The following is a 23,975-nucleotide window of genomic DNA, read 5'->3' as shown; positions in this document are numbered from 1 at the left end:
CTTCGGCCCCGGGTGTCCGACCACCACAAGCGGCTGAAACACCCCTCAGCGCAGCGACAGGCGGACCCGATCCCGTACCGCAGTGTTTCAGCCGGTCTGGCACTGAGATGCCCCCCGCCCCGGCAGGTCTGGACGGCATCACCGCCGACCACGCCCCGGCCAGCGAACCGGCCCGGCGGCTCCTACTGACCCCGGCCTCTCAGATCCGGATGCGCCCGGTCGCGTGGACGTGGACCGACCGCATCCCGTCCGGCGCGCTCACCGTGATCCCCGGCCGTGAGGGCATCGGCAAGTCCCTGACCCTGGCGTGGCTCACCGCGCAGATCACCCGAGGCGTCCTGCCCGGACGGCACCACGGCACACCCCGCCCGGTCATCTACGCCGCTACCGAGGATTCGTGGTCGCAGACCATCGGCCCGCGCCTGTTCGCCGCTGGCGCGGATCTCGACATGGTGTACCGGGTCGACGTGCAGCACGACGGCGGCTTCGACCAGCTCACCCTTCCCCGCGACTGCACGGCGCTCGGTCGGGAGATCACCCGTCTCGGCGTGGCGCTGCTCGCCGCCGACCCGCTGCTGTCGCTGATCCACTCCGGGATCGACACCCACCGCGACCGCGACCTCCGGACCGCGCTGGAACCGCTGGTGAACATGGCCGACCGGACCGGCTGCGCGGTGGTCGGCCTGGCGCACTTCAACAAGTCGTCCAGCGCGGATGCGCTCAACCTCATCACCGGGTCGCGGGCGTTCTCCGCCGTCGCCCGCGCCGTGATCGCTATCGCCCGCGACGACGAAGCCGGAGACGGCTCCTGCGTCATGTCCCAGGCGAAGAACAACCTCGGCCCGCTGGATCTGCCGTCGCTGCGCTACGTCGTGGAGTCCGTGGAGATCTCCACCGACGAAGGCCCGGCGTTCGTCGGGAAGCTGACCATCACCGGCGAGTCCGACCGGTCCGTGAACGACATCCTCGGCGAGGGTGCCGGCGCGGAAGGCGACGACCGCAGCGAACGCGACGACGCCGCAGCGTGGCTGCGCGACTGGCTGACCGAGCAGGGCGGCGAAGCAACCCGCACGGACGTGCTCAAAGCCGCCCGCGCCGAAGGCATCGCCGAACGGACGCTACGCCGCGCCAAGACCCGCGCCGGGGTCACCACCACCCGCGAGGGCTTCCCCGCCCGCACCCTCTGGCAACTCACCGTCCGTGACGACAACCCGCCAGCGCGGCCAGTCCGGCCACAGTCCGGCCAGTCCGGCCACGTTCCGGAAGCTGGCCGCACTGGCCGCACTGCGGCCCCACTGGCCGGACAGACCGAACTTCCTCACTTTCCGTCACCCCACTAGCTACCGGCCAGGTGTCAGCGCTGTCAACGCCTGTCAACGGTCGGCGTTGACAGCGCGACACCCGCCCCGACCAGCACAAACCCGCCGATCACGAGGAAGTGTCAACGTGTCAGCGCCACCACCACCCGCCCCCGGCACGCCGGCCCGCTCGGCGACCGACCGGCCCGCTCAAAGCCACACAGACACATCGACGCATCGCCTAACCCCCGCCCCGCGCGGATCATGCGCCCACGGCCCTCTCAGCGGCCCGCCCTACGCCAATCCGCCGCACCGCTCCACCGACCCTCCACCAGAGACGGACGGACGAGAAACGGCCGACACCGGGCCGCCGGGCCGCTACCAGGTAGCGGCGTCGCTACCCCCGGCCGCTACCGACCCGAGCAGCGGCAACGGCCCGAAGTAGCGGGCAGCGGCACCCACCGCCAACACCCCGAAAACCCGCCGCCGAGCACTTCACCGACCCCGAGCAGCCGCTACCGCTACCCCGGAGGACAACACCGTGAGCACCGTCATCCCCTTCCCAGCCCGCCCCAACCCGACCACCGCCACCGAGGCGGGGGGCACCTCCACCGACCGACCGGCCCCGATCGTCAGCGCCGTCTACACCGTCGCCGAAACCGCCGAAATCCTGCGGCTCTCCCTCGGCTCCACCTACGCCCTCGTGCGCTCCGGCGAGATCCCCGCACTCAAGCTCGGCGGCCGATGGGTCATCCCACGCGGCCGGCTCCACCGCTGGCTCGACGACCTGCCCGAGGCAAGCACCGACGACATCGAACGCGAACTGACCGCCACCGAGCGCCGCGAGCAACGCCAGCAGCACCGCCGACGCGACGGCGCATGAACAGGCGACTCCCACACCGCTAGATGAACGCTCCGTAACCGGCCCCCCAGGTCGGACAGGTACCGCGCAAGCCGCTAGCGCTAGCGGCTCCCCCTGCTAGCGCTAGCACCTCCGCTAGCGGCAAATCCCCAACCCCACCAGGACGCTAGCGGCTAGCACCCCACCAGCGAAAACACCCCGAAACCCCGCCAGAACGCGAATCCACACCCCCCGACCCCCTGCTAGCTAACCGACCACAACCCATGATCCGAAGTCACGCAGCGTCACTGCCCAGAGGAGATCAAACACCGTGGGACACATCGTCAAAACACCCGCCGGCACCTTCCGCGCCAACTGGCGCGACCCATCCGGCCGGCAAAAGGCCAAGACCTTCCGTACACGCAAGGAGGCTGCTGCGCACCTCGCTGCCACAGAGACGACCGTCAGTCAGGGCACCTACGTCGACCCCTCTGCCGGCAAGGTGCGGTTCGGCACGTATGCCGAGCGCTGGCTGGCCTCCCGGTCCGTCGAGGCGACCACCCTGGCCGGCTGGACATCGCGTCTGCGGGCGCGACTGCTGCCTCAGTGGGGCACCTGGCCGGTCGGACGGATCGATCACCTGGCCGTGCAGGAGTGGGTGACGCGCATGGGCCGTGAACTCTCGCCGGCCACGGTCGCGTCGTGCCACTCGTTGCTGTCGTCCATCCTCGCCTCAGCGGTACGCGGCCGACTGATCGCCTTCAACCCCTGCGAAGGCGTGCGGCTGCCGGCACAGCGCAAGCGCGCGGGCGGGCAGCTCCCGCTCACCCTCGACCAGGTGGAGGAACTTCTCTTGCCGAGCGTCCCGCAGTGGCACCGCCCGGTAGTGGCGGCGGCGGCCGGCGCTGGACTGCGATGGGGTGAGTGCCTCGGGCTGCGGTGGGCTGACATCGACCTGCCGGACACCGAAGATCAGGAGGCGACGTTGGCCGTGCGGCGCGTGGTGATCGAGGTCAACGGGCACGCAACGGACAAGCCGTACCCGAAGACCGCGCAGAGCCGACGTGTCGTGCCGGTGCCGCCGTTCCTGCGGACTGAACTGGTTCGGCACCGTGAGCAGACGGACCCCAGCGAGGCTGACCGTGTGTTCACCAACCAGGCCGGTGATCCGATGCTGCGGAGCAACTTCCGGCGCCAGGTCTGGCGGCCATCTCTGGTGCGCGCCGGCTTGCTCGGCGAGGTAACGGAGACCGGGCCGCACCGGTTCCGGGCCGCCTGGCGTGACCGGGAAGGCGTCGAGTGGTCGGCGGAGTTCACCACGCATCGCGAGGCGCTGTCACACGTGGCGGTCAAGGCGGCCGGAGGACTGCGCTTTCATGATCTCCGGCACGGATACGCCACGTGGTTGATCTCAAGCGGCGTGCCGGTCAATGTCGTACAGGCCGTCATGGGGCACGAACAGGCATCAACAACGCTCAATCGCTACACGCACACCCCGGCCGACTTCCACCGACTCATCCGAGGCACATTCGGCCCTGCCGCTGACGATTCGCTGACGAAGGATGACGACCTTCGATCCACCGATCCGAACGAAGCGTGAGAAGAAGCGCCGTGACCTGCACGGGAGCTGAGTGGAGCCCAGGGGACTCGAACCCCTAACCCCTGCCTTGCAAAGGCAGTGCTCTGCCAGTTGAGCTAGGGCCCCGTGTCGGCGTTCAGCGCAGGTCGGGCGCCGTGGTCGCCTCGTGCCACAGGGCGCGCTCGTCGTTCGACGCCTTGACCTTCTTGGCCACGACGGCGGCCACACCGACGATGCCGGCCAGGATCAGGAGCTTCTTGAACATGTGCTTGACCCCTCGCGCTCGACTGTCGTCGGACGATGTGCGGTGGGGCTAGCTGGAATCGAACCAGCGACCTCAGAGTTATCAGCTCTGCGCTCTAACCGACTGAGCTATAGCCCCGCGTAGCGACGAGCTAGGTTAACCCATCGCCTCCACCGCGCCCAAATCGGGGGTCTGTGGTGGAAGCGCCCGCGCCATCTCGAACCTACCCGGACGCACGACGCCGGGGCGACCGCTTTACGCGGTGCCCCGGCGTCGGTCGATCAGTCCCGCTCGGCGAGCGTCAGTTCGATCCCGCCGACCAGGTCGGCGCAGACGTTGTAGACGAACGCGCTGAGCGTGGCCAGCGCGGTGAACAGCACGACGTTCACCAGGCCGATCAGCGCCGACGTCAGGATCACGCCCTTGGCGGTGATCCGGAAGCCGCCGCCACCCTGGCCGCCGCCGGCGTTCACCAGGTCGGTGAGGCTGTCGTTGACGCTCTTGAACACACCCATGGCGTCCAGCGCCAGGTAGAGCACCGACGTCGCCACGACGACCACGATGAAGAGCACCACGGACACCGCGAAGGCGAACTTCATCACCGACCACGGGTCGATCCGCTTCAGGTTCAGCCGGGCCCGTCGCGGTCCGCGCGACGCGGCCGAGCTGACCGAGGTACGCGCGGCGCGTACCGCCTCACCCACGCGCGCGGCGCCGACGGCCGCCGCGCCGCTGATGCCCGGCGGCAGGCCGCCACCGTTGGCGGGCCGCGCCTGGGCGCTCGCGGCGCCGCTCGGGCGCGAGCCGTCGGGCGACGCCTTCGGGGCGGTGCCCAGGCCGGCGCCGATCCGCGGCTGCGTGCCGGTCGTCCCGGTGGAGGCCCGACCGGTGGCCGACGGGGTGATCGGCTGGGTGTTCGTGGCGTTCGCGGGCTTGGCTGCCGGAGCGGCCAGACCGTCGGCCGACGTCGGAGCGTCGACCTTGGTCTCGGCCGAGTCCCGGGAACCGGAGTCCTCTCCCGGCTTGTCCGGAGGCGGGGCCATGCCGGGAGCCCGGGTGAACTTCGGGGCAGGCGCGTCGGCGGGAACCGTGGCCCGGCCCACAGCCGCGCGGCCGGTCGCTGGTGTGCCGCCCTGCGCGGCCTCCTCCTCGACCGGAGTGGCCGAGGTCCCCTTGTTCCCCGACTTCGCCTGTGTCTCCGTCATCAACTAGTCCTGTTCGTCAGGCTCGTCGGCATTGCGAGCAATCGCCACGATAGTCACGCCGTCCGGGAGGTCCATCAGCTTGACCCCCATTGTGTTCCGGTCACGCGTACGGCGTACAGGCTTCACCGGAGTCCGGATGACGCCGCCGTTGCTCGTGATGGCGAACAGCTCGTCCTCCGGATCGATCACGACCGCGCCGACCAGGCCACCGCGTCGCTCGGTGATCTTCGCGGTCAGCACGCCCTTACCTCCCCGGCCCTGGACCGGGTATTCCTCGATCGGGGTACGTTTCGCGTAACCCCCGTTCGTCGCGACCAGAACGTCCAGACCCTCTCGCACCACCTCGACGGCGAGCAACTCGTCCTCGCCGCTGAAGCGCATGCCGATCACCCCGGAAGTGGCCCGGCCCATCGGGCGCAGCGCCTCGTCGGTGGCGTTGAAGCGGATCGCCTGGGCGTTCTTCGACACGAGCAGCAGGTCGTCCTCCGGAGCGACCAGGACCGCACCGACCAGTTCGTCCTCATCGCGCAGGTTGACCGCGATGATGCCGCCGGAACGGTTGGAGTCGAACTCCTCGAGCCGCGTCTTCTTCACCAGGCCGTTCTTCGTGGCCAGTACCAGGTAGGGGGCCACCTGGTAGTTCGGGATTTCAATGATCTGCGCGATCTGCTCGTCGGGCTGGAACGCGAGCAGGTTGGCCACGTGCTGGCCCTTGGCCACCCTACTGGCCTCGGGAAGCTCGTACGCCTTCGCCCGGTAGACCCGACCCTTGTTCGTGAAGAACAGGATCCAGTCGTGGGTAGAGCATACGAAGAAGTGGCTGACGATGTCGTCCTGGCGGAGCGTCGCCCCGCTGACGCCCTTCCCGCCGCGCCGCTGCGACCGGTAGAGGTCGACCTTGGTCCGCTTCGCGTACCCGGTGCGGGTGATCGTCACCACCACGTCCTCGCGGGCGATGAGGTCCTCCATCGAGACCTCGCCGTCGAACGGGACGATCTTCGTGCGCCGCTCGTCGCCCCACTTCGCGACGATCTCGCCCAGCTCCTCCGAGACGATCTGCCGCTGCCGCTCCGGCTTGGCCAGGATGTCCTTGAGGTCGGCGATCTCCAGTTCGAGCTTCGCCAGGTCGTCCAGGATCCGCTGCCGCTCCAGGGCGGCGAGCCGGCGCAGCTGCATGTCCAGGATCGCGGTCGCCTGGACCTCGTCGATGTCCAGCAGCCGGATCAGGCCCTGCCGGGCGTCCTCCACCGTGGGCGAGCGACGGATCAGCGCGATCACCTCGTCCAGCGCGTCCAGCGCCTTGGACAGACCGCGCAGGATGTGCGCCCGCTCCTCGGCCTTGCGCAGCCGGAACGCGGTCCGCCGCCGGATCACCTCGATCTGGTGCTCGACGTAGTAGCGGATGAACTGGGCCAGGTTGAGCGTGCGCGGCACACCGTCGACCAGCGCCAGCATGTTGGCGCCGAACGTCTCCTGGAGCTGGGTGTGCTTGTAGAGGTTGTTCAGCACCACCTTGGCGACCGCGTCGCGCTTGAGCACGAGCACGATCCGCATGCCGGTACGGCCGGAGGACTCGTCGCGGATGTCGGCGATGCCGGCGAGCTTGCCCTCCTTGATCAGCTCGGCGATGCGCTCGGCGAGGTTGTCCGGGTTGACCTGGTAGGGCAGCTCGCTGACCACGAGCGCCGGCCGGCCCCGCTTGTCCTCCTCCACCTCGACCACGGCGCGCATCCGGATCGAGCCGCGCCCGGTCCGGTACGCGTCCTGGATGGCCGCCTGGCCGACGATCAGGCCGTAGGTCGGGAAGTCCGGGCCCTTGACGATCTCCAGCAGGGCTTCCAGCGTGGTGGCCTCGTCGGCCTCCGGGTGCTCCAGGCACCACTGCACGGCCGCGCCGATCTCGCGCAGGTTGTGCGGCGGGATCTTGGTGGCCATGCCGACCGCGATGCCCTCGGAGCCGTTGATCAGCAGGTTCGGGATCCGCGACGGCAGGATGGTGGGCTCCTTGGCCCGGCCGTCGTAGTTGTCCTGCAGGTCGACGGTGTCCTCGTCGATGTCCCGCAGCATCTCCATCGCCAGCGGGTCGAGCTTGCATTCGGTGTTGTGGCTGACGAATCCGTCGGAGACGAACGAGTGGTCCTCGGTGTCCACCCGGATGCTGTAGACCGGCCGCACACCGGCGTCGGTGATCTCGGTCACCTCGGCGTAGTAGAAGCGCCCGTCGACGAGCGGCTCGACCACGTCGAGGATGCCCGGCTCGGTGATCCGGGCCGCGATCTCGTCGCGGTCCCGCTCCCAGCGCTCGATCCGGTCCACGTTGTGCCGGCGCAGCCAGTCGCGCTCGGTCCAGCGGCTCGCGCCGTGCTCACGGACGAAGTCGCCGACGAACGGCACGTGGTCACCGGAGAGCGCGGTGCTGCTCCCCGGCACCTGGGACAGCTCGGATTCCAGCTTCGCCTGCTTGCGGCCGAGGAAGCCGATGTGGGCGGCGAAGATCCGGGCGTTCCGCCGGTTGGTGACGACGATCTTGATCTCACCGCTGTCGTACCGGCACTGCCGGCTGACCACGCCGAACTCCAGCAGCAGCTGCTGGACCTCGCGGGCCAGCCGCGCGCTGCGGGTCGAGTAGGAGACCTGGATCGTGTGGCGGGGCAGCAGCGACGACGAACCGTCACCCTCGAACAGCGCCTGGAGGAAGGCCCGCTTGACCGCTGCCGGCCCGCGCCAGACGAACTCCGGCACGAACTTGTCGGCGCTCCGCGCTCCCACCATCTCGCCCAGCACGCTGGCCCGGAGTGCGGAGAGATCCTGTACGTCGAGCTCGTGCAGCGTGCTGCCGGAGGCGATGACCCGCTCGGCGACGTACCGGGGACCGCCGACCGCGAGGTCGTAGGCGGTAAGGACCCGGACGAAGAACTCCCGGTCCACGTTGTTGAAGCCGGCCCGCTGCTCGGACACCCACCCCTCGGACACGAACGCGCCCGCCAGCACGGCGGCCTCGACGTGCTCCAGCATCGGGTAGCCGATCTCGTCCGGCACGGTGCGTTGGAGGACCACCCGGTCACCCGGGGCGATCTCGGCGAGCAGCTTCCACAGCAGGGTCGGTACACCGGCCACGTTCACCAGGCAGAGCACCGGGTGGTTGTGGGTGCCGGTCAGCTCGTACCCCTCGCGGGTGCGCAGCCGCAGCGTGGGGTGCTCGCCGGAGTGGAAGAACTTGGAGGCGCGGACCAGGTCGCCGTTGCGGTCACGGACCTTGAGGTCGACATCGGTCTCGCTGCTCGGTGCGGCGTCCGGCACGACGTCGGCGATCCTCACGGACCCCTCAGCGGTACGAATCCGGGCGTCGCCGACGAGGCAGTAACGCATGGCGGCGGCCGGGTCGTTTCCGGGCGAGCCGAAGTTGCCGTTGCCGTCGACCAGCGGGTAGCGCAGCGACCACGGCTGCGCCATCCGGACCAGCGCGTCGTAGATGGCCGAGTCGCCGTGCGGGTGGAACTGGCCCATCACGTCACCGACGACGCGGGAGCACTTCACGTACCCGCGGTCCGGCCGGTAGCCGGAGTCGAACATGGCGTAGAGGATCTTGCGGTGGACCGGCTTGAGCCCGTCCCGGACGTCCGGCAGGGCCCGCCCGACGATGACGCTCATCGCGTAGTCGAGGTACGAGCGCTGCATCTCGACCTCGAGGCCGACCGGCTCGATCCGGTCGTGCTGGACGACCGCCGCCAGTGCCTCCGGGGTCTCCGGCTCGTTCGGGGTGGACTCGGGAGTATCGGTCACTGTTAACCCTTATCAGACTCTTCAGTCGTGGTCTCGCTGTGGATAACGGCTGTGGAAAGCGTTCAGACTGTGGATAACTCTGTGGACTGCCGGGCCGGCCGGTGGATGTCCGGCCGGCCCGGGCGCGTCCGTCAGATGTCCAGGAACCGCACGTCCTTGGCGTTGCGCTGGATGAACGACCGGCGAGCCTCGACGTCCTCGCCCATCAGAACGCTGAACAACTCGTCCGCGGTGGCGGCGTCGTCGAGCGTGACCTGGCGCAGCGTACGCGTGGCCGGGTTCATCGTGGTCTCCCACAGCTCGGGGTAGTTCATCTCGCCGAGACCCTTGAACCGCTGGATGTCGTCCGGGCGGGCGTTGGGCTTCTTCTGCTGGCGCAGGGCGATCAGCCCGTCGCGCTCGCGGTCCGAGTACGCGTACTGGGCGTCGTCGCCCTTCTTGTTCCACTTGATCTTGTAGAGCGGCGGGGCGGCCAGGTAGACGTGGCCCAGCTCGACCAGCGGCCGCATGAAGCGGAACAGCAGGGTGAGCAGCAGCGTCTGGATGTGCTGGCCGTCCACGTCGGCGTCGGCCATCAGCACGATCTTGTGGTAGCGCAGCTTCTCGATGTCGAAGTCGTCGTGGATGCCGGTGCCGAGCGCGGTGATCAGCGCCTGCACCTCGTTGTTCTTCAGCACCCGGTCGATCCGGGCCTTCTCGACGTTGAGGATCTTGCCGCGGATCGGCAGGATCGCCTGGACGCGCGGGTCGCGGCCCTGCTTGGCCGAGCCGCCGGCCGAGTCGCCCTCGACGATGAAGACCTCGGACTCGCGCGGGTCGGTGGACTGGCAGTCGGCCAGCTTGCCGGGCATCGAGCCGGACTCCAGCAGCGACTTGCGCCGGGCGAGCTTGCGCGCCTGCTGCGCGGCGATCCGGGCGCGCGCCGCCTGGGACGCCTTCTGGATGATGATCTTCGCCTCGGCCGGGTTGCGGTCGAACCAGTCGACGAGCGACTCGTTGCAGACCCGCTGCACGAAGCCCTTCACCGGGGTGTTGCCCAGCTTGGTCTTGGTCTGACCCTCGAACTGCGGGTCGGTGAGCTTGACCGAGATGATCGCGGCCAGGCCCTCGCGGATGTCCTCACCCGAGAGGCGCTCGTCGCCCTTGAGCAGCTTCTTCTCGGCGCCGTAGCGGTTGACGACGCTCGTCAGTGCGGCCCGGAAGCCCTCCTCGTGGGTGCCGCCCTCATGGGTGTTGATGTTGTTGGCGAAGGTGTAGACCGACTCGCCGTACGACTCGTTCCACTGCATGGCGATCTCGACCGACATGCCCGTCTCCTCGGCCCCGAACTCGACCACCGTCTTGTGGATCGGGCTCTTGGAGGCGTTGAGGTGCCGGACGAAGTCGGCGATGCCGCCCTCGTAGTGGAAGGTGACCTCGCGGGTCTTGCCGTCCTCGTCCTCCGGGACCCGCTCGTCGAGCAGGTGGATGGTGAGACCCCGGGTGAGGAAGGCCATCTCCTGGAGGCGCCGGTAGATGGTGTGGAAGTCGAAGTCGACGGTCTCGAAGACGTCCGGGTCGGGCCAGAAGGAGACGGCCGAACCGGTGCGGTCGGTCTCCTCGCCCTTCTCCAGCGGCGTCGGCTTGGAGTGGTTGTACTGCTGGCGCCAGACGAAGCCGTCCTTGTGGATCTCCACGGCCATCCGGGTGGACAGCGCGTTCACCACGGAGACGCCGACGCCGTGCAGGCCGCCGGAGACGGCGTACGCCTTGCCGTCGAACTTGCCGCCCGCGTGCAGCACGGTCAGGGCCACCTCGACACCCGGCTTCTTCAGCTTCGGGTGCAGGTCGACCGGGAAGCCACGGCCGTTGTCGGTCACCCGGACACCGCCGTCGGCCAGCAGCACCACGTCGATGGTGTCGCAGTGCCCGGCCAGCGCCTCGTCCACCGCGTTGTCGACGACCTCCCACACCAGGTGGTGCAGACCGCGCTCGCCGGTGGACCCGATGTACATACCGGGCCGCTTCCGGACCGCTTCCAGGCCCTCGAGAACGGTGATGGACTCGGCACCGTACTTCTTGTTGTCCTCCGCTGCCACCCTCGGCCACTTTCTCGCACCGGCCGCGCGTGGGCGCGGGGGCGCGGGTTCGGCGGACAGGACGCGACGTCGGCGCGCATGGTCCGCCCCTGGGATCGCCAGGTCGGATCATGTGCGCCGGGCGCCGCGGTTGCCCGCGGATCGCGATCGGCTCGGACCCGATGCGGGACTATGATCGAGGGCCCACCGGGCCCCAGTCCGTCGCTCCGTCTCGGGTCTTTCGTCTCGCCCCCAATCTTACTGTGCGGAGCCGACCAAACCGCCACTCGGCACCCTCTCCGAGGCGGCTGAGAATGCCGTAGCCGGACGAACCGCGTCGCCCACGACTCCCCCTACACGCCATTGGGGCGGCGCCGCGCCACCGGCCACCGTGAGCCGTGACGGTCATCCGACCGGTGATCGGCGGCTGTCCCGACCGGGGGTCGCGGCCGGGCCCGGCGTGCCGTAGCTTTTGCGGCGCCGCCGTTGCGGTCTTGATCTTTTGCGCCCGGAACCGGGACGATCGTCGGAGACGGTCCGAAAACGCTTGGTGAGAGGTGACGCCAGATGGGGCTGGACAACGTCGCGGTGCACTGGCCGCGGACCGGCCGCTTCTACGACCCGGTCGCGCCGGCTGAGTTCGTGGACTTCGGCGAGATCGTGGACATGCCCCGGATCTCCGCGCCGACCGCGGCGCTCGCCGAGCTGATCGCGAAGACCGGCACGGTACGCGCGACCGCGTACACCGAGTTGGTCGACCTGATCCTCGGGCTGGAAAATGTGCTCTACGCCACGGAGAACGCGGTCGAGGACGAGGACCCGGTGATCGACCCGGACGGCTGCTCCTGGATCGCCGAGGGCGTGGAGAAGTTCGTCGCGCGGCACCGGCCGTACGGCGAGCCGGTCACGTTCGAGTCGGTGAGCGAGGTGCTGCGCGCGCTGCTCGGTGACGGGCGGCTGGCCGAGCAGCAGCTCCGCTGGCTGGACAGCCGGCTGGACCGGCTGCGGGACGAGAACGGCGACCCGCCGCAGTGGAACTTCACCTGCGCCGAGCTGAGCGTGCTGGCGGCCTTCTACCGGCGCTGCGCGGAGCGGGGCTTCGCGGTCTACGCCGACGCCTGACCGGGCGCCGCAGCGCCGGGAGAAGACGTTGCCCGGTTGGCGGCCGCGATCACCTCGGTCAGCGCCGAGTGCAGGTGCCGCAGGTCGGCCAGCGGCAGGCCGAGGCGCTGCACGATGGCCGGCGGAATCCGCTCGGCCTGCGCCCGCAGCGCCTGCCCCTCGGGGGTGAGCGAGACGGCCAGGCTGCGCTCGTCGGCGGCGTCGCGTTCCCGCCGGATGTATCCGGCCGCCTCCAAGCGCTTGAGCAGCGGCGACAGCGTGCCCGGGTCGAGCTGGAGCAGCCGGCTCAGATCCCGCCCGGACAGCGGCGCGTGCTGCCAGAGCGCCAGCATGACCAGATATTGCGGATGGGTGAGCCCCATCGGTTCCAGCAGCGGGCGGTAGACCGCGACGACGCTCCGGGCGGCGACTGAGAGCGCGAAGCAGACCTGCTGCTCCAGCGCCAGGGGGTCCTCCTCGATGCCGTCGGTCACCCTCGTCCTCCTCGTCGTCGTTGCGATCCTAGCAACGATTGGTGTACCAATGGTTTGCACACAAAACAGCGAGAGGGCGGCGGGATGAGCGACGACGAGCAGGTGGGCGACGCCTCCGGCAAGGGTGGCCGCCTGTTGGGCTGGGTGTTCCGCAACCTCGCCGGCCCGTCCCAGGTGCAGGGCGCGGTGCAGGGCGGCTCGAAGCTGGCCCGCGACGCGTGGAAGGAAGACCTGGAGCGCCGCAAGCAGTGGAGCCGTGAGCAGCGCGAACTCAAGCGCGCCCGGCGTGAGGCGCGGCGTTCCGGCGGTGTCGGTCAGCCGTAGGTGTCGCGCGGGCCGCGCCCGCGTACCCGACGAGGGCCGCGCGACCACGACGGCGCCGCCGGCCCGTGGATGTGCAGCTTGCGCACCACGTTGTGGCCCACCTCGCGGGCGATCTGCTGCAACAGCGAGCCCGCCAGCAGGCGCAACTGCGTCGCCCAGGCCGTCGACCGGGCCTCCACTGTCAGCTCGCCGTCCTCCAGCTTGACCGGGCGGCTGTGCTGCGCGACCTCCTGGCCGACCACCTTCTCCCACGCGCCGAACACCGTCGCCTCGGCCGCCGGTTGCTGCCAGCCCCGCGCCTTCATCAGCTTGTCCAGCACCGCACCGAGCGGCTGCGGGTCGCGCGGGTCCGGCCCCGGACCGGAGTAGCCACGCAGCCGCTTCTCCCCGTCGCCGCGGACCGCGCCGCGCCGTCGCGGCGCCGCCGCCTGCCGCCGGGCCTTCGCCGCGTCGAGCACCGCCCGGGCCAGTTCCGGCCCGGTCGAGCCCTCCGGCAGGTTCGCGCCCGGCTCACCCTCCGCGGGCTTTTCGGGGGTACGCGCGTCGCGTCCCGGCCCGAGCCGTGCGGGCGGGAGCTGCACCTCGTCATCCGGCACGTCGCACCGTCCCCTCGCCGACCGCGTACCGGGTGCCACGCAGCGTCGCCGGCACGTCGTCGTCCACGGCACAGGTGACCAGGAGCTGGCTCGCGCCGCCGACCAGTTCGGCCAGCCGTTCCCGCCGGCCGGTGTCCAGCTCGGCGAAGACGTCGTCGAGCACCAGCACCGGCTCGATCCCGTCGGCGCGCAGCAGGTCGTACCCGGCAAGCCGCAACGCCAGCGCGTACGACCAGGACTCGCCGTGGCTCGCGTACCCCTTGGCGGGGAGCGGGCCGAGCGTCAGCGCCAGGTCGTCGCGGTGCGGGCCGACGAGCGTGGTGCCGCGCTCGATCTCGGCGGCCCGGTTCGCGGTCAGCGCGGCGGCGAGTGCCTCCGCCAGCGCCGCGCGGTCGGCGCCGGGTTCGGGCAGCTCCACCGAGGGCCGGTACGCGATGCCCGCCGCGCCGCGGCCGGCGGCCACCGCGTCGTACGCCTTCGCGACGTGCGGGGTGAGCGCGGCGACCAGCTCCAGGCGGCCCGCGAGCAGGTCCGCGCCGTGCTGCGCCAGGTGCGCGTCCCACACGGCCAGCGTCGACAGGTCACCGCCGCGTGTGCCACCGGTCTTGCGAGCGAGGTACGAGGTACGCAGCAGCGCGTTGCGTTGCTTGACCACGCGCTCGTAGTCGGCGCGGACACCCGCGTAGCGGGGCTGGCGGGTGACCAGCAGGTCATCCAGGTAGCGGCGGCGTTCGGCCGGGTCGCCGCGGACCAGTTCCAGGTCCTCCGGCGCGAACAGCACCAGGCGCAGCGCGCCGAGGACGTCCCGGGCGCGCCGGGCCGGGGACCGGCCGAGCCGGGCCCGGTTGGCCTTGCCCGGGACGATCTCCAGCTCGACCAGCAGCTCCCGGCCCTCGTGCACCACCGCGCAGCGGATCACCGCCGAGGTGGCGCCCATCCGCACCAGCGGGGCATCCGTGGCGACCCGGTGCGAGTCCAGGGTCGCCACGTAGCCGAGCGCCTCGACCAGGTTGGTCTTGCCGACGCCGTTGGCACCGACGAGCACGTTCGGACCCGGCTCCAGGTCGACGCCGACCCGCTCGTAGGAGCGGAAGTCGACCAGTTCGAGCCGGCGGACGTACACAGCCTGTGGATACCGGTCAGCGCTTGTGGACGGCGTGGCCGCCGAACTGCTGGCGCAGCGCGGCGACGGCCTTCATCGCGGGCGAGTCGTCCTGCCGGGAGGCGAACCGGGCGAACAGCGACGCGGTGATGACGTTGAGCGGCACGGCGAGCCGGACCGCCTCGTCCACGGTCCAGCGGCCCTCGCCGGTGTCCTCGGTGTAGCCGCTCAGCTCGGCCAGTTCCGGGTCCTCGTCGAGCGCCCGGTCCAGCAGGTCGAGCAGCCAGGACCGGACCACGGTGCCCTCGCGCCACGACTTGAACACGCCGGGGACGTTCGTCACCAGCTCGGAGGCGGCCAGCAGCTCGTAGCCCTCGGCGTAGGCGTGCATCAGGCCGTACTCGATGCCGTTGTGCACCATCTTGGCGTAGTGGCCGGCGCCGACCGGGCCGGCGTGCACGAAGCCGAACTCACCCTCGGGCTTGAGCGCCTCGAAGATCGGCATCAGGCGCTCGACGTGCTCCTGCGCACCGCCGACCATCAGCGCGTACCCGTTCTGCCGGCCCCAGACGCCGCCGGAGACGCCGACGTCGATGTAGCCGACGCCCTGCTCGTTGAGCCGCTCGGCGCGCGGGGCGTCGTCGCTGAACCGGGAGTTGCCGCCGTCGATGATGATGTCGCCCTCGCCGAGCACACCGGCGAGCTCGTCGATGGTGGCGTCGGTGACGCCGGCCGGAACCATGACCCAGACCGCGCGGGGCGACTGGAGCTTCTCGGCAAGCTCGGCCAGGCTCGCGGCGTCGCTGATCTCCGGGTTGCGGTCGTAGCCGACCACCTCGTGCCCGGCGGCGCGCAACCGCTCCCGCATGTTGCCGCCCATGCGGCCGAGTCCTACCAGGCCGAGCTGCATCTGCTCCTACCTCCGTACGTCGGGGTCGTGCTGCCTGCGATCAGCGGGACACGCGGATCGGCATGATGAGGTACCGGTACCCCGGGATGACCTCGCCATCCTCGCCGGCCGGGGAGATGACCGCGGGCTTGAACGCGTCGACGAACCGGAGCAGGGCGTGCTGCGCGCCCAGGTTGGCCAGACCGTCGATGAGGTACTGCGGGTTGAACCCGATGGTCAGCGGCTCGCCGCTGAAGGTGGCCTCCATGGCCTCGCTGGCCCGGGCCTCCTCGGTGCCGCCCGCCTCGACCACGAGACCGTCGGCGCTGAAGCTGAGCAGGACCGGGGTGGTGCGCTCGGCGACCAGCGCGACGCGCTTGACCACCTCGATGAGCGCGGCGACGGCGACGCGGGCCTCGGCGTTGTGGTCGGCCGGGAACAGCGAGCGCACCGGCGGGTAGTTGGCGCCGTCGAGCAGCCGGCTGGTGGTCCGGCGGGTGCCGCCGGAGAAGCCGATCATGCCCTCGCCGGCCTTGCTGGACGACAGGGCCATGGTGACGTGGCCGCCGAGGGGGCCCAGCGCCTTCGCGGTGTCGTGCAGCGTACGGGCCGGCACCAGCGCGTTGAGGCTGATCTCCGGGTCGTCCGGGTTCCACTCCATCTCACGCAGCGCGAGACGGTAGCGGTCGGTCGCCAGCATGGCGATGGTGCTGCCGCTCAGCTCGATCCGGACGCCGGTCATCATCGGCAGCGTCTCGTCGCGGCCGGCGGCGACTGCCACCTGGGCCACGGCGGAGGCGAACGCGGCGGCGTCGACGGTGCCGGCGCTCTCCGGCATCTCCGGCAGCGTCGGGTAGTCCTCCACCGGCATGGTGGGCAGCGTGAACCGGGCGCTGCCGCAGACCAGTTCGAGGTGGGCGCCGACGGCGGCGATGTCCACCGGCTTGGCCGGCAGGGCCTTGGTGATCTCGGCGAGCAGGCGGCCGGAGACCAGGGCGGCGCCGTCCGCGTCACCCTGTACCTCGACGGTCACCTGGCTGGAGACCTCGTAGTCGAAGCCGGAGACCTGGAGGTTGCCGTCGGTGACCCGGAGCATCACCCCGGCCAGCACCGGTACGGAGGGTCGGTTGGGCAGGCTCTTGGCGGTCCACGCGACCGCCTCGGCGAGCGCGTCGCGCTCCACTCGGAACTTCATCAATGCCTCCGCGTCGACGTCAGCGACAACTCTCTCATGCCGACCGCTGCCACCCGTCCCGCCCGACCGTGCGGGTACCCATCGCACCTTAAGGCGCTGGGGCATCGGCTGTGCGCCCGACCCCGTGGATCCAGGTGCCGGGGCGACTGCCGACGGCGGTGCTTCGGCCCGATCCACAGGAAGTCCAACGGTGATGATTGGTTTTTGTTGTTTAGAAGAGATAACTCATCGTCTTCATCGCACCTGTGCAAACTGTGGAGAACCGGCGTCCGCGCAGGTCAGACACGTTATCCACCGGTGGTTTGGCTGTGGAGAACCAGGGGTAAAACTCGTGTCCCGGTCCACAGCCCTCGCCGGCCGCCGGGTTTTCCACGGCTGTCCACCGGTTGTCCACCGGTAATCCACCGGTTTTCTCCCCAGCGCTGTGGACAACGCCGGCCGGCTCCACAGCCGTCATCCCCAGAACCTTCAACAGCCCGCCCACAGGCGCACCGCTGTCTGGGGACAACGTGATCGTCGTCCCCAGGCATCCACAGCGTCGTCCCCAGGAGTTGTCCACAGTCTGTGGGTAACCGGCCGGGTGCGAAGCGTGGTTGTCCACCGCCTGTGACACAGGGGCTGTGGACAACGGGTGCGAGCTGTGGACGAACACACACCCGATCCTGGGCCCTCCACCGGGTCGAGGGTCAACCCCGCCCTCCTGTCGGCAACTTCCCACCCCGCCGCACCCACCCGCCGCCCGCCCCTGCTCGCGTCGATCATGAAGTTGACGGCACCGGGCGCCCGATTTGTCACCGCCAACCTCATGATCGACGGGGAGGGCCGGCGGATGAGGGGCGCTCGGCGGCGTCCGCGCGCTTGCAGCGCCTTGTTGACCAAGGAGTTTGGGGCGGGAAGGACGTCTCTCCCGGACACGAACTCCTTGATCACCGCCGGAGCTGCCCCCGGGGGCGGAGGGCGGGGAGGCGGGGCGGAGGGAGAGTCAGGTGTTCTGCTTGATGCGGTTCGTCAGCTCGGCGATCTGGTTGTAGAGCGAGCGCCGCTCCGCCATCTGCTGACGGATCTTGCGGTCCGCGTGCATCACAGTGGTGTGGTCCCGGCCGCCGAACGCCTGCCCGATCCGGGGCAGCGACAGGTCGGTCAGCTCGCGGCACAGATACATGGCCACCTGACGCGCGTTCACCAGCACCCGGGAGCGGGAGTGGCCGCGCAGGTCCTCCAGGCTCACGCCGAAGTAGTCGGCGGTCGACACCATGATCTGGTCCGCGGTGATCTCCGGGCCGGCGCCGTCCGGGATGAAGTCCCGCAGCACCTCCTCGGCCAGCGACAGCTCGACCGAGGACCGGGTGAGGCTGGCGAAGGCGGTGACGCGGATCAGCGCCCCCTCCAGTTCGCGGATCGAGTTCGACACCCGGGACGCGATGAACTCCAGGACGTCCGGCGGTGCGAACAGACGCTCCTGCGCGGCCTTCTTCTGGAGGATCGCGATCCGCGTCTCCAGGTCCGGCGGCTGGATGTCGGCCAGCAGGCCCCACTCGAAGCGCGTACGCAGCCGGTCCTCCAGCGTCGCCAGCTGCTTCGGCGAGCGGTCGGACGTGATCACGATCTGCTTGTTGGCGTTGTGGAGCGTGTTGAACGTGTGGAAGAACTCCTCCTGCGTCCGCTCCCGGTTCTCCAGGAACTGGATGTCGTCGATCAGGAGGATGTCCACGTCCCGGTAGCGGCGCTGGAACGCGCTCGTCTTGTCGTCACGCAGTGAGTTGATGAAGTCGTTCGTGAATTCCTCGGTCGAGACGTACCGGACCGAGCGCGCGTTGCCGAGCGTCGTGGCGTAGTGCCCGATGGCGTGCAGCAGGTGGGTCTTGCCCAGCCCGGAGCTGCCGTAGATGAACAGCGGGTTGTACGCCTTGGCCGGCGACTCGGCCACCGCCACGCTCGCGGCGTGCGCGAACCGGTTCGACGAGCCGATGACGAACGTCTCGAACATGTACTTCGGGTTGAGCCGGTTGCCGCCGCTCTCCGTACCGCCGGGAAGCCTGCGGTCGGCCTGGCCGCCGCCGGGGCGGTGGTGGTCGGCGCCACCACGGCCGGGGCCGTTGTCGGTGGCGCCGTCGCGGGGCAGGCCGCGCATCGGCGCGGGGCCGGCGGCCGGGCTCTCCCGGTAGCGGGGCTCGTAGCCGCCGGCGTCGGGCATCGGCGGTTCGACACGGGTGCGCTCGTCGAAGCCGCGGCGTTCGGGCGCGGTGCGCACCGGCTCGGCGAACGCGGCGCTGAAGAGCGTGTCCTGCGCGTCGCGGCCGGCCGGGATCAGGTGCGGGCGGCCGCCGTCGGCGCTCCGCTGGCGCGGCGCCGGCTCGTCGAGCGGCTGCTCCGGGCGCGGTTCGGCGTATCCGGGCTCCGGACGGGAGTCGGCGTAACCGGACTCCGGGCGGGAGTCGGTGTATCCGGGCTCGGAGCGGGCGCCGGCGTAACCGGACTCCGAGCGGGAGTCGGCGTACCCGGATTCCGGGCGCGGCGACGGGAAAGCCGGGGCGGACGCGTGCGGGCCGGGCTGGTCGAAGCCGGGCAGCGGGGCGGCGCCGTCGTGCTCGGGCAGCGGCTCCGGACTGCTGCGGTAGACGGTGCCGGCCGGACGGGCATTCGGGTCGTCGGCGACCCGTACGGTGACCGCCACCTGGATCGGCCGGCCGAGCCGGCGGCTCAACGCCTCGGTGATGGCCGGGCGGAGCCGGGACTCGATCACGTCCCGGGTGAAGGCGTCCGGCACCGAGAGCAGCGCGGTGTCCTCGACGATCGCCCGCAGCCGGGTGAGCCGGAGGTACGCCCGTTGCTGCGCGGAGATGATCTCGTCGGCGAGTTCGTCGGTGGTCGCCGTCCACACCGCGGCAAGGTCGGTCGCTCCGGTCACCGTCGTGCCACCCCCTCGCCTGCTCCTTCTCACGCCCGCCCGGACGGCTGACCGGTCGTCATCCACAAGTTATCCACAGCCTGTGTACCGACCGATTGTGGCCGCCCACCGGACGCGGGTCGGACCTGCCCCCCTCGATCCACGGAGGCGTTGAAGCGGGTTCACCGTGCCGAACGATTCAACAGCGTGTCCGGTCTTGCCGATCGGCGACAAACCCCGGACCCCCGACGCCGACCGCAATCGCGCACGCTAACAGCGCGGACCCCACAGCATCAACCGGCGACACCCTGACGACCTTGGCAACATCAGTGAAAACCGCCCCTTCGGTCGCGCTTGCCCGCAGGTCGGACGCCCGAGTGTGACGTTTGACGGTCATTGCGCCCCTGCGTAGGCTGGAGCGGCTGCTCTCTCGCCCTCTGCTAGGGTGATTGATGCTTGCTGTCCGTGGCTGTCACCCCGCATCGCCGGGGAGCGTGTCACGGCAGCGCCGATCGGAGGTCACCGACAGGTGATCTGGACCAGCACACGACCCCGGGCGATCCGCCGCGCGGGGCGTACGACAACGGAGAGCCTGACGTGAGCAAGCGCACCTACCAGCCGAACAACCGCCGGCGCGCGAAGACCCACGGCTTCCGGCTGCGCATGCGCACCCGTGCCGGCCGCGCCATCATCTCGACCCGTCGCTCCAAGGGCCGCGCCCGCCTGTCGGCCTGACGCCGACAGGTCCGGTCCGGGGACGTGGGCAGTCGTGCTGGCCGCCGCGCAACGACTGCGGCGCAGTAACGACTTCGCCGCAGCGGTTCGCGGTGGCCGACGCGTCGGCCGTGGCGCCGTCGTGGTCCACCTGACCCTCCCCGAGCCGATCGGCACCACCGCGACACTCTCGCCGGAGCCGGCGCGACGCAGCGGTGCGGAGACCTCCGCACCGAGCCGCGCCGGCTTCGTCGTGTCCAAGGCCGTCGGCGGCGCGGTGGTCCGCAACAAGGTCCGCCGCCGGCTCCGGCACCTGGTCCGCGAGCGGCTGGCCGAGCTGCCCGCCGGCACCACCCTCGTGGTACGCGCGCTGCCCGCGGCAGCCGACGCGACGTACACCCGGCTCGGGGCCGACCTGGACGCCGCTCTCGCCGCCGCGCGGACCCCCAGGGGACGGCGGTCGCGGTGACCGGCCCGCCGACGGCGACTCCGTCGCCCACAACCGGTGCCCGCATGCTGCTGGCGCCCATCATCGCGTACCGTCGGTGGATGAGTCCGGCACTGCCGGCCCGCTGCCGGTTCTACCCGTCGTGCAGTGCCTACGCCGTCGAGGCGGTGTCCCGGCACGGTGCGCTGCGGGGAGCCTGGCTGACGGTCCGTCGGCTGTCGCGCTGCCACCCCTTCCACCCTGGTGGACACGACCCGGTTCCGGAGCCGGGCGACCGCCGCCGTTCCGACGTGACTGGAGCCTGAGTGTTTAGTCTCGACTGGATCTACTACGCGATCTCGTGGATCCTGCTGGCCTGGCACTCGGCCTGGGACGCCATCGGAGTGCCGGTCGGGGCCGTGATCGGTACGAACTGGGCCTGGATCCTCGCCATCATCTTCCTGGTGGTGACGGTCCGGGTGATCCTGTTCCCGGTCTTCGTCAAGCAGATCAAGTCGCAGCGTGCCATGCAGGCGCTCCAGCCCAAGGTGAAGGAGCTCCAGGAGAAGCACAAGGGTGACCGGGAGACGCTCCAGAAGGAGATGATGGAGCTCTATCGGAAGGAAAAGGCCAACCCGCTCATGGGCTGCCTTCCGATGTTCCTCCAGATCCCGGTCTTCCTGGGCCTGTTCCACACGCTGCGGCGGCTCAACCCCGACAACCAGGGCAAGACCCTGTACGGCTGGACCGTCGACCAGTTCAACAGCGCCTCCAACGCGAAGCTGTTCACCGCGCCGATCTCCGGCAAGTTCGGCTCCACCGCCGACGAACTGAGCCGGCTCGGCGCGAGCACCGGCACGGTCAAGGTGGTCGCCGGCATCCTGGTGCTCATCATGATCGCCACCACCTACCTGACCAGCCGTCAGATGATCCTCAAGACCGGCTGGGCCGAGGACCCGCAGCAGCGCATGGTGCAGCGGCTGATGCTCTACGGCATCCCGCTGTCGCTGCTGATCTCGGGTGCGATCTTCCCGATCGGTGTGATCATCTACTGGGTCACCAACAACCTCTTCACGCTCGGCCAGCAGCAGTGGGTGCTGCGGAAGTTCCCGCCGCCGCCGACCGCGAAGAGCGCCACCGCCGGCAAGAGCACTTCCGGCAAGGGCCCGGTGCAGCCGGCCAAGGCCGGTGGCCTGTTCGGCCGCAAGACGACCCCGCCGGCGGCGAAGGCTCCGGCCGCGGCGCCGAAGGTGGCCGGTCCGAAGCCGGGCGCCAAGCCGGTCAACCCGAAGAAGGGCGGCAACAAGCCCGCCAAGCGACAGGGCTGAGCCCACAGGGCCACCGCCGCGACGCCGGCGGTGGCCCGTTCCGGCCGCGTGCTGCCCTCCGAGGAGTCGGCGCCGGGCCGGAATCGCCGCGCGGAGCGCGGACACGGGCGAAACTGGCCCGTACAGACGTGCCCGAGGGCACCCGGCGAACCTCCCGCCGGCCCCGGGAGACCAGCGGACCCCCGACGGTCCGGCCGAGCGAGTACGGAGATGAGACCCGTGACCGAGACCAGCATCCCCAGCGCCGACCAGTCCCTGGACGAGGAGACCCCCGTTACCGCCGCCACCGAGACCGAGGACGCCGCGGGCGAGGCCCGGGAGAAGAAGGCCCCGGCCGAGAGCGACCTGTTCCGGCAGAGCGAGATCGCCGCCGACTACGTCGAGGGTCTGCTGGACATCCTCGACTACGACGGCGACATCGACGAGCTGGTGTCCGGTGGCCGCCCGGTCGTCGAGGTGGTCGGCGGACGGCTCCAGAACCTGGTCGGCCAGCGCGGCGCGACCCTGGAGGCGCTCCAGGAACTGACCCGGCTGGCCGTGTTCCGCCAGACCGGCACCCCGAGCCGGCTGCTGCTCGACGTCGGCGGCTACCGGGCCACCCGGCGCAAGGAGCTGGCCGCCGTGGCGAAGAACGCGGTCGAGAAGGTCAAGGAGCACGGTGAGCCGGTGCGCCTGGAGCCGATGTCCGCGTTCGAGCGCAAGTGCGTGCACGACGTGGTGAACGCCATGAGCGGGGTGGAGAGCGAGTCCGAGGGCGTCGAGCCCAACCGCCGCATCGTCGTCCGCCCGGTGACGGACTGAGGTCCGTGATCTCCGAGGAGACGACGGCAGGAGCCGTGACCGGCCCGGGCGGTACGCCGCCCGGGCCGTCGGCTGTGCGCCCCGACAACACTGTCGACCCGGTCTTCTCCGACGACGACGGGCCGGCCGACCCGGCGTACCCGGGAAGGGCGGTGACCGACCCCGGCGAGCCCGCCTTCTCCGCGGAGCCGGCGGTGGTGACCGGGATCGAGCCCGCCGACCCGGCGGTGGACGTGACACCCGCCTTCTCCGGTGAGCAGGCGGCGGACGTGACGCCGGCCGACCCGGCCGCCGTGGCCGACCCGGTCTTCGCTGAGCCGTCGGAGGACGGACCGTCCCTCGTGGACAGTGATGCCGCACCCGATCCGGCGTCGGCGACGCTGCCACCCGAACTGGCGGAGGCCGCCCGCGCGTTGTTCGGCGACCGGCTCGACCTGGCCGCCGCGTACGCCGAACTACTCGCCACCGACGGCGTGGTCCGCGGCCTCATCGGCCCCCGTGAGACGCCGCGGCTCTGGGAGCGGCACCTCCTCAACTGTGCGGTGGTGGCGGAACGGATCCCGGAGGGTGCCAGCGTGATCGACGTCGGCTCCGGCGCCGGGCTGCCGGGCCTGGTGCTGGCGATCGCGCGTCCCGACCTCACCGTGACGCTCGTCGAGCCGCTGGCTCGACGGACCGCCTTCCTGATCGAGGCGGTACAGCGGCTCGGCCTGACCCGGGACGTCCGTGTGTTCCGTGGACGGGCCGAGGAGGCGGCGGCCGGCTCGCGTGACCGGGAACCGCTGAGCGCCGACATCGTGACGGCCCGCGCGGTGGCGCCGCTGGACCGGCTCGCCTCCTGGTGCCTGCCACTCGTGGCCCCCGGCGGCCGGCTCGTCGCGCTCAAGGGCGCATCGGCGGCCGACGAGATCACCGAACACACCGAGGCCGTGACCCGCCTCGGCGGTGGGACGCCGGAACTGCGTCGCTGCGGCGAAGGGGTGATCGACCCGCCGGCGACGGTGGTCGAGGTGGTCCGGGAGCGCGTGGTCAACCCGCGCCGTCCGAAGAAGCCGAAGCGGTCGCGTGGCGGTCGCCGTCGCGGCGACCGCTGAGCGGGTACGCCATTCC

21 protein-coding genes and 2 tRNA genes are annotated in these 23,975 nt (G+C 70.6%); 11 read left to right on the top strand and 12 right to left on the bottom strand.

All coding sequences use genetic code 11. The features are described from left to right. Positions 1 to 107: 107 nt before the first annotated feature. The 3 genes from ACN27D_RS13515 to ACN27D_RS13505 all read left to right on the top strand — a co-directional run bounded on the left by ACN27D_RS13515 (position 108) and on the right by ACN27D_RS13505 (position 3,739). A complete protein-coding gene (locus tag ACN27D_RS13515) occupies positions 108 to 1,340 on the top strand; it encodes an AAA family ATPase (protein ID WP_421499213.1) in 1,233 nt (410 codons plus the stop codon). 499 nt (positions 1,341 to 1,839) lie between these two features. Next, a complete protein-coding gene (locus ACN27D_RS13510; RefSeq protein WP_421499212.1) occupies positions 1,840 to 2,181 on the top strand; it encodes a helix-turn-helix domain-containing protein in 342 nt (113 codons plus the stop codon). Between the two features lie 289 nt (positions 2,182 to 2,470). Beyond that, positions 2,471 to 3,739, top strand: coding sequence for a tyrosine-type recombinase/integrase (locus ACN27D_RS13505; RefSeq protein ID WP_421499211.1), 1,269 nt, complete (start codon positions 2,471 to 2,473; stop codon positions 3,737 to 3,739). 32 nt (positions 3,740 to 3,771) lie between these two features. Here the strand turns inward: ACN27D_RS13505 and ACN27D_RS13500 are convergent. The 6 genes from ACN27D_RS13500 to gyrB form a co-directional block, all read right to left on the bottom strand. Further along, a tRNA-Ala gene (locus ACN27D_RS13500) sits at positions 3,772 to 3,844 on the bottom strand. Between the two features lie 10 nt (positions 3,845 to 3,854). Further along, entirely contained in the window at positions 3,855 to 3,983 is a 129-nt protein-coding gene (locus ACN27D_RS13495) for a DLW-39 family protein (RefSeq protein WP_013283222.1), read from the bottom strand. A gap of 43 nt (positions 3,984 to 4,026) precedes the next feature. Continuing rightward, a tRNA-Ile gene (locus ACN27D_RS13490) sits at positions 4,027 to 4,100 on the bottom strand. A gap of 143 nt (positions 4,101 to 4,243) precedes the next feature. Further along, complete coding sequence (locus ACN27D_RS13485; protein ID WP_121685447.1) at positions 4,244 to 5,167, bottom strand: DUF3566 domain-containing protein; 924 nt, start codon at positions 5,165 to 5,167, stop codon at positions 4,244 to 4,246. Between the two features lie 3 nt (positions 5,168 to 5,170). Next, positions 5,171 to 8,950: an intein-containing DNA gyrase subunit A gene (gyrA, locus tag ACN27D_RS13480; protein ID WP_421499210.1), complete on the bottom strand. Its 3,780-nt coding sequence runs from the start codon at positions 8,948 to 8,950 to the stop codon at positions 5,171 to 5,173. A 131-nt stretch (positions 8,951 to 9,081) separates the two neighbouring features. After that, positions 9,082 to 11,028 (bottom strand): DNA topoisomerase (ATP-hydrolyzing) subunit B, encoded by a 1,947-nt coding sequence (gene gyrB, locus ACN27D_RS13475; RefSeq protein ID WP_151013228.1) that lies wholly within the window; start codon positions 11,026 to 11,028, stop codon positions 9,082 to 9,084. Between the two features lie 546 nt (positions 11,029 to 11,574). Between gyrB and ACN27D_RS13470 the strand changes: the two genes are divergently transcribed. Beyond that, positions 11,575 to 12,129 carry a hypothetical protein gene (locus ACN27D_RS13470; protein ID WP_120572509.1) on the top strand — a complete coding sequence of 185 codons (555 nt, stop codon included), beginning with the start codon at positions 11,575 to 11,577 and terminating at the stop codon, positions 12,127 to 12,129. Here the strand turns inward: ACN27D_RS13470 and ACN27D_RS13465 are convergent. After that, on the bottom strand, positions 12,114 to 12,602 hold the full coding sequence (locus tag ACN27D_RS13465; RefSeq protein WP_120572510.1) for a MarR family winged helix-turn-helix transcriptional regulator: 489 nt from the start codon (positions 12,600 to 12,602) through the stop codon (positions 12,114 to 12,116). The two genes, ACN27D_RS13470 and ACN27D_RS13465, sit on opposite strands and share 16 nt — an antisense overlap. Positions 12,603 to 12,686: 84 nt before the next feature. On the opposite strand from ACN27D_RS13465, the gene ACN27D_RS13460 reads away from it, so the two are divergent. Then, positions 12,687 to 12,926 (top strand): hypothetical protein, encoded by a 240-nt coding sequence (locus ACN27D_RS13460; protein ID WP_013283216.1) that lies wholly within the window; start codon positions 12,687 to 12,689, stop codon positions 12,924 to 12,926. Here the strand turns inward: ACN27D_RS13460 and ACN27D_RS13455 are convergent. The 5 genes from ACN27D_RS13455 to dnaA form a co-directional block, all read right to left on the bottom strand. Further along, positions 12,917 to 13,522, bottom strand: coding sequence for a DUF721 domain-containing protein (locus ACN27D_RS13455; RefSeq protein WP_421499209.1), 606 nt, complete (start codon positions 13,520 to 13,522; stop codon positions 12,917 to 12,919). The genes ACN27D_RS13460 and ACN27D_RS13455 overlap by 10 nt on opposite strands. After that, positions 13,512 to 14,645 (bottom strand): DNA replication/repair protein RecF, encoded by a 1,134-nt coding sequence (gene recF / locus ACN27D_RS13450; protein WP_121685450.1) that lies wholly within the window; start codon positions 14,643 to 14,645, stop codon positions 13,512 to 13,514. Before recF ends, ACN27D_RS13455 begins: the two co-directional genes overlap by 11 nt. A 16-nt stretch (positions 14,646 to 14,661) precedes the next feature. Then, entirely contained in the window at positions 14,662 to 15,534 is an 873-nt protein-coding gene (gene gnd, locus ACN27D_RS13445) for a phosphogluconate dehydrogenase (NAD(+)-dependent, decarboxylating) (protein WP_421499208.1), read from the bottom strand. 40 nt (positions 15,535 to 15,574) lie between these two features. Next, entirely contained in the window at positions 15,575 to 16,708 is a 1,134-nt protein-coding gene (gene dnaN / locus ACN27D_RS13440; RefSeq protein WP_120572514.1) for a DNA polymerase III subunit beta, read from the bottom strand. A 982-nt stretch (positions 16,709 to 17,690) separates the two neighbouring features. Further along, positions 17,691 to 19,616 (bottom strand): chromosomal replication initiator protein DnaA, encoded by a 1,926-nt coding sequence (gene dnaA / locus ACN27D_RS13435; protein ID WP_121683700.1) that lies wholly within the window; start codon positions 19,614 to 19,616, stop codon positions 17,691 to 17,693. 576 nt (positions 19,617 to 20,192) lie between these two features. Between dnaA and rpmH the strand changes: the two genes are divergently transcribed. The 6 genes from rpmH (at position 20,193) to rsmG (ending at position 23,959) form a co-directional block, all read left to right on the top strand. Further along, complete coding sequence (rpmH, locus tag ACN27D_RS13430) at positions 20,193 to 20,330, top strand: 50S ribosomal protein L34 (RefSeq protein WP_013289388.1); 138 nt, start codon at positions 20,193 to 20,195, stop codon at positions 20,328 to 20,330. A 34-nt stretch (positions 20,331 to 20,364) separates the two neighbouring features. After that, positions 20,365 to 20,778 carry a ribonuclease P protein component gene (gene rnpA, locus ACN27D_RS13425; protein WP_120572516.1) on the top strand — a complete coding sequence of 138 codons (414 nt, stop codon included), beginning with the start codon at positions 20,365 to 20,367 and terminating at the stop codon, positions 20,776 to 20,778. 44 nt (positions 20,779 to 20,822) lie between these two features. Beyond that, positions 20,823 to 21,062 (top strand): membrane protein insertion efficiency factor YidD, encoded by a 240-nt coding sequence (yidD, locus tag ACN27D_RS13420; protein ID WP_421499207.1) that lies wholly within the window; start codon positions 20,823 to 20,825, stop codon positions 21,060 to 21,062. Continuing rightward, the gene (yidC, locus tag ACN27D_RS13415; protein ID WP_120572518.1) at positions 21,063 to 22,064 is read left to right on the top strand and encodes a membrane protein insertase YidC; all 1,002 of its coding nucleotides are present in this window, start codon (positions 21,063 to 21,065) and stop codon (positions 22,062 to 22,064) included. Between the two features lie 210 nt (positions 22,065 to 22,274). Next, positions 22,275 to 22,865, top strand: a complete 591-nt coding sequence (locus ACN27D_RS13410) for a protein jag (RefSeq protein WP_120572519.1) — start codon at positions 22,275 to 22,277, stop codon at positions 22,863 to 22,865. A gap of 341 nt (positions 22,866 to 23,206) precedes the next feature. Beyond that, positions 23,207 to 23,959: a 16S rRNA (guanine(527)-N(7))-methyltransferase RsmG gene (rsmG, locus tag ACN27D_RS13405; protein ID WP_421501141.1), complete on the top strand. Its 753-nt coding sequence runs from the start codon at positions 23,207 to 23,209 to the stop codon at positions 23,957 to 23,959. Positions 23,960 to 23,975 lie beyond the last annotated feature (16 nt).

This window comes from Micromonospora sp. WMMD1274 (assembly GCF_049179035.1).
Lineage (GTDB): Bacteria > Actinomycetota > Actinomycetes > Mycobacteriales > Micromonosporaceae > Micromonospora > Micromonospora tulbaghiae.
Note: the sequence above shows the minus strand (reverse complement) of the source record. Positions and strands in the feature narration are given on the sequence as shown.

Bases quoted from the DNA above. Each gene is read 5' to 3' on its own strand.
- ACN27D_RS13495 (WP_013283222.1), bottom strand. From the start codon at position 3,983: ATGTTCAAGAAGCTCCTGATCCTGGCCGGCATCGTCGGTGTGGCCGCC.
- yidD (WP_421499207.1), top strand. From the start codon at position 20,823: ATGCTGCTGGCGCCCATCATCGCGTACCGTCGGTGGATGAGTCCGGCA.
- dnaN (WP_120572514.1), bottom strand. From the start codon at position 16,708: ATGAAGTTCCGAGTGGAGCGCGACGCGCTCGCCGAGGCGGTCGCGTGG.
- ACN27D_RS13485 (WP_121685447.1), bottom strand. From the start codon at position 5,167: ATGACGGAGACACAGGCGAAGTCGGGGAACAAGGGGACCTCGGCCACT.
- ACN27D_RS13460 (WP_013283216.1), top strand. From the start codon at position 12,687: ATGAGCGACGACGAGCAGGTGGGCGACGCCTCCGGCAAGGGTGGCCGC.
- ACN27D_RS13515 (WP_421499213.1), top strand. From the start codon at position 108: ATGCCCCCCGCCCCGGCAGGTCTGGACGGCATCACCGCCGACCACGCC.
- ACN27D_RS13410 (WP_120572519.1), top strand. From the start codon at position 22,275: ATGAGACCCGTGACCGAGACCAGCATCCCCAGCGCCGACCAGTCCCTG.
- gnd (WP_421499208.1), bottom strand. From the start codon at position 15,534: ATGCAGCTCGGCCTGGTAGGACTCGGCCGCATGGGCGGCAACATGCGG.
- ACN27D_RS13470 (WP_120572509.1), top strand. From the start codon at position 11,575: ATGGGGCTGGACAACGTCGCGGTGCACTGGCCGCGGACCGGCCGCTTC.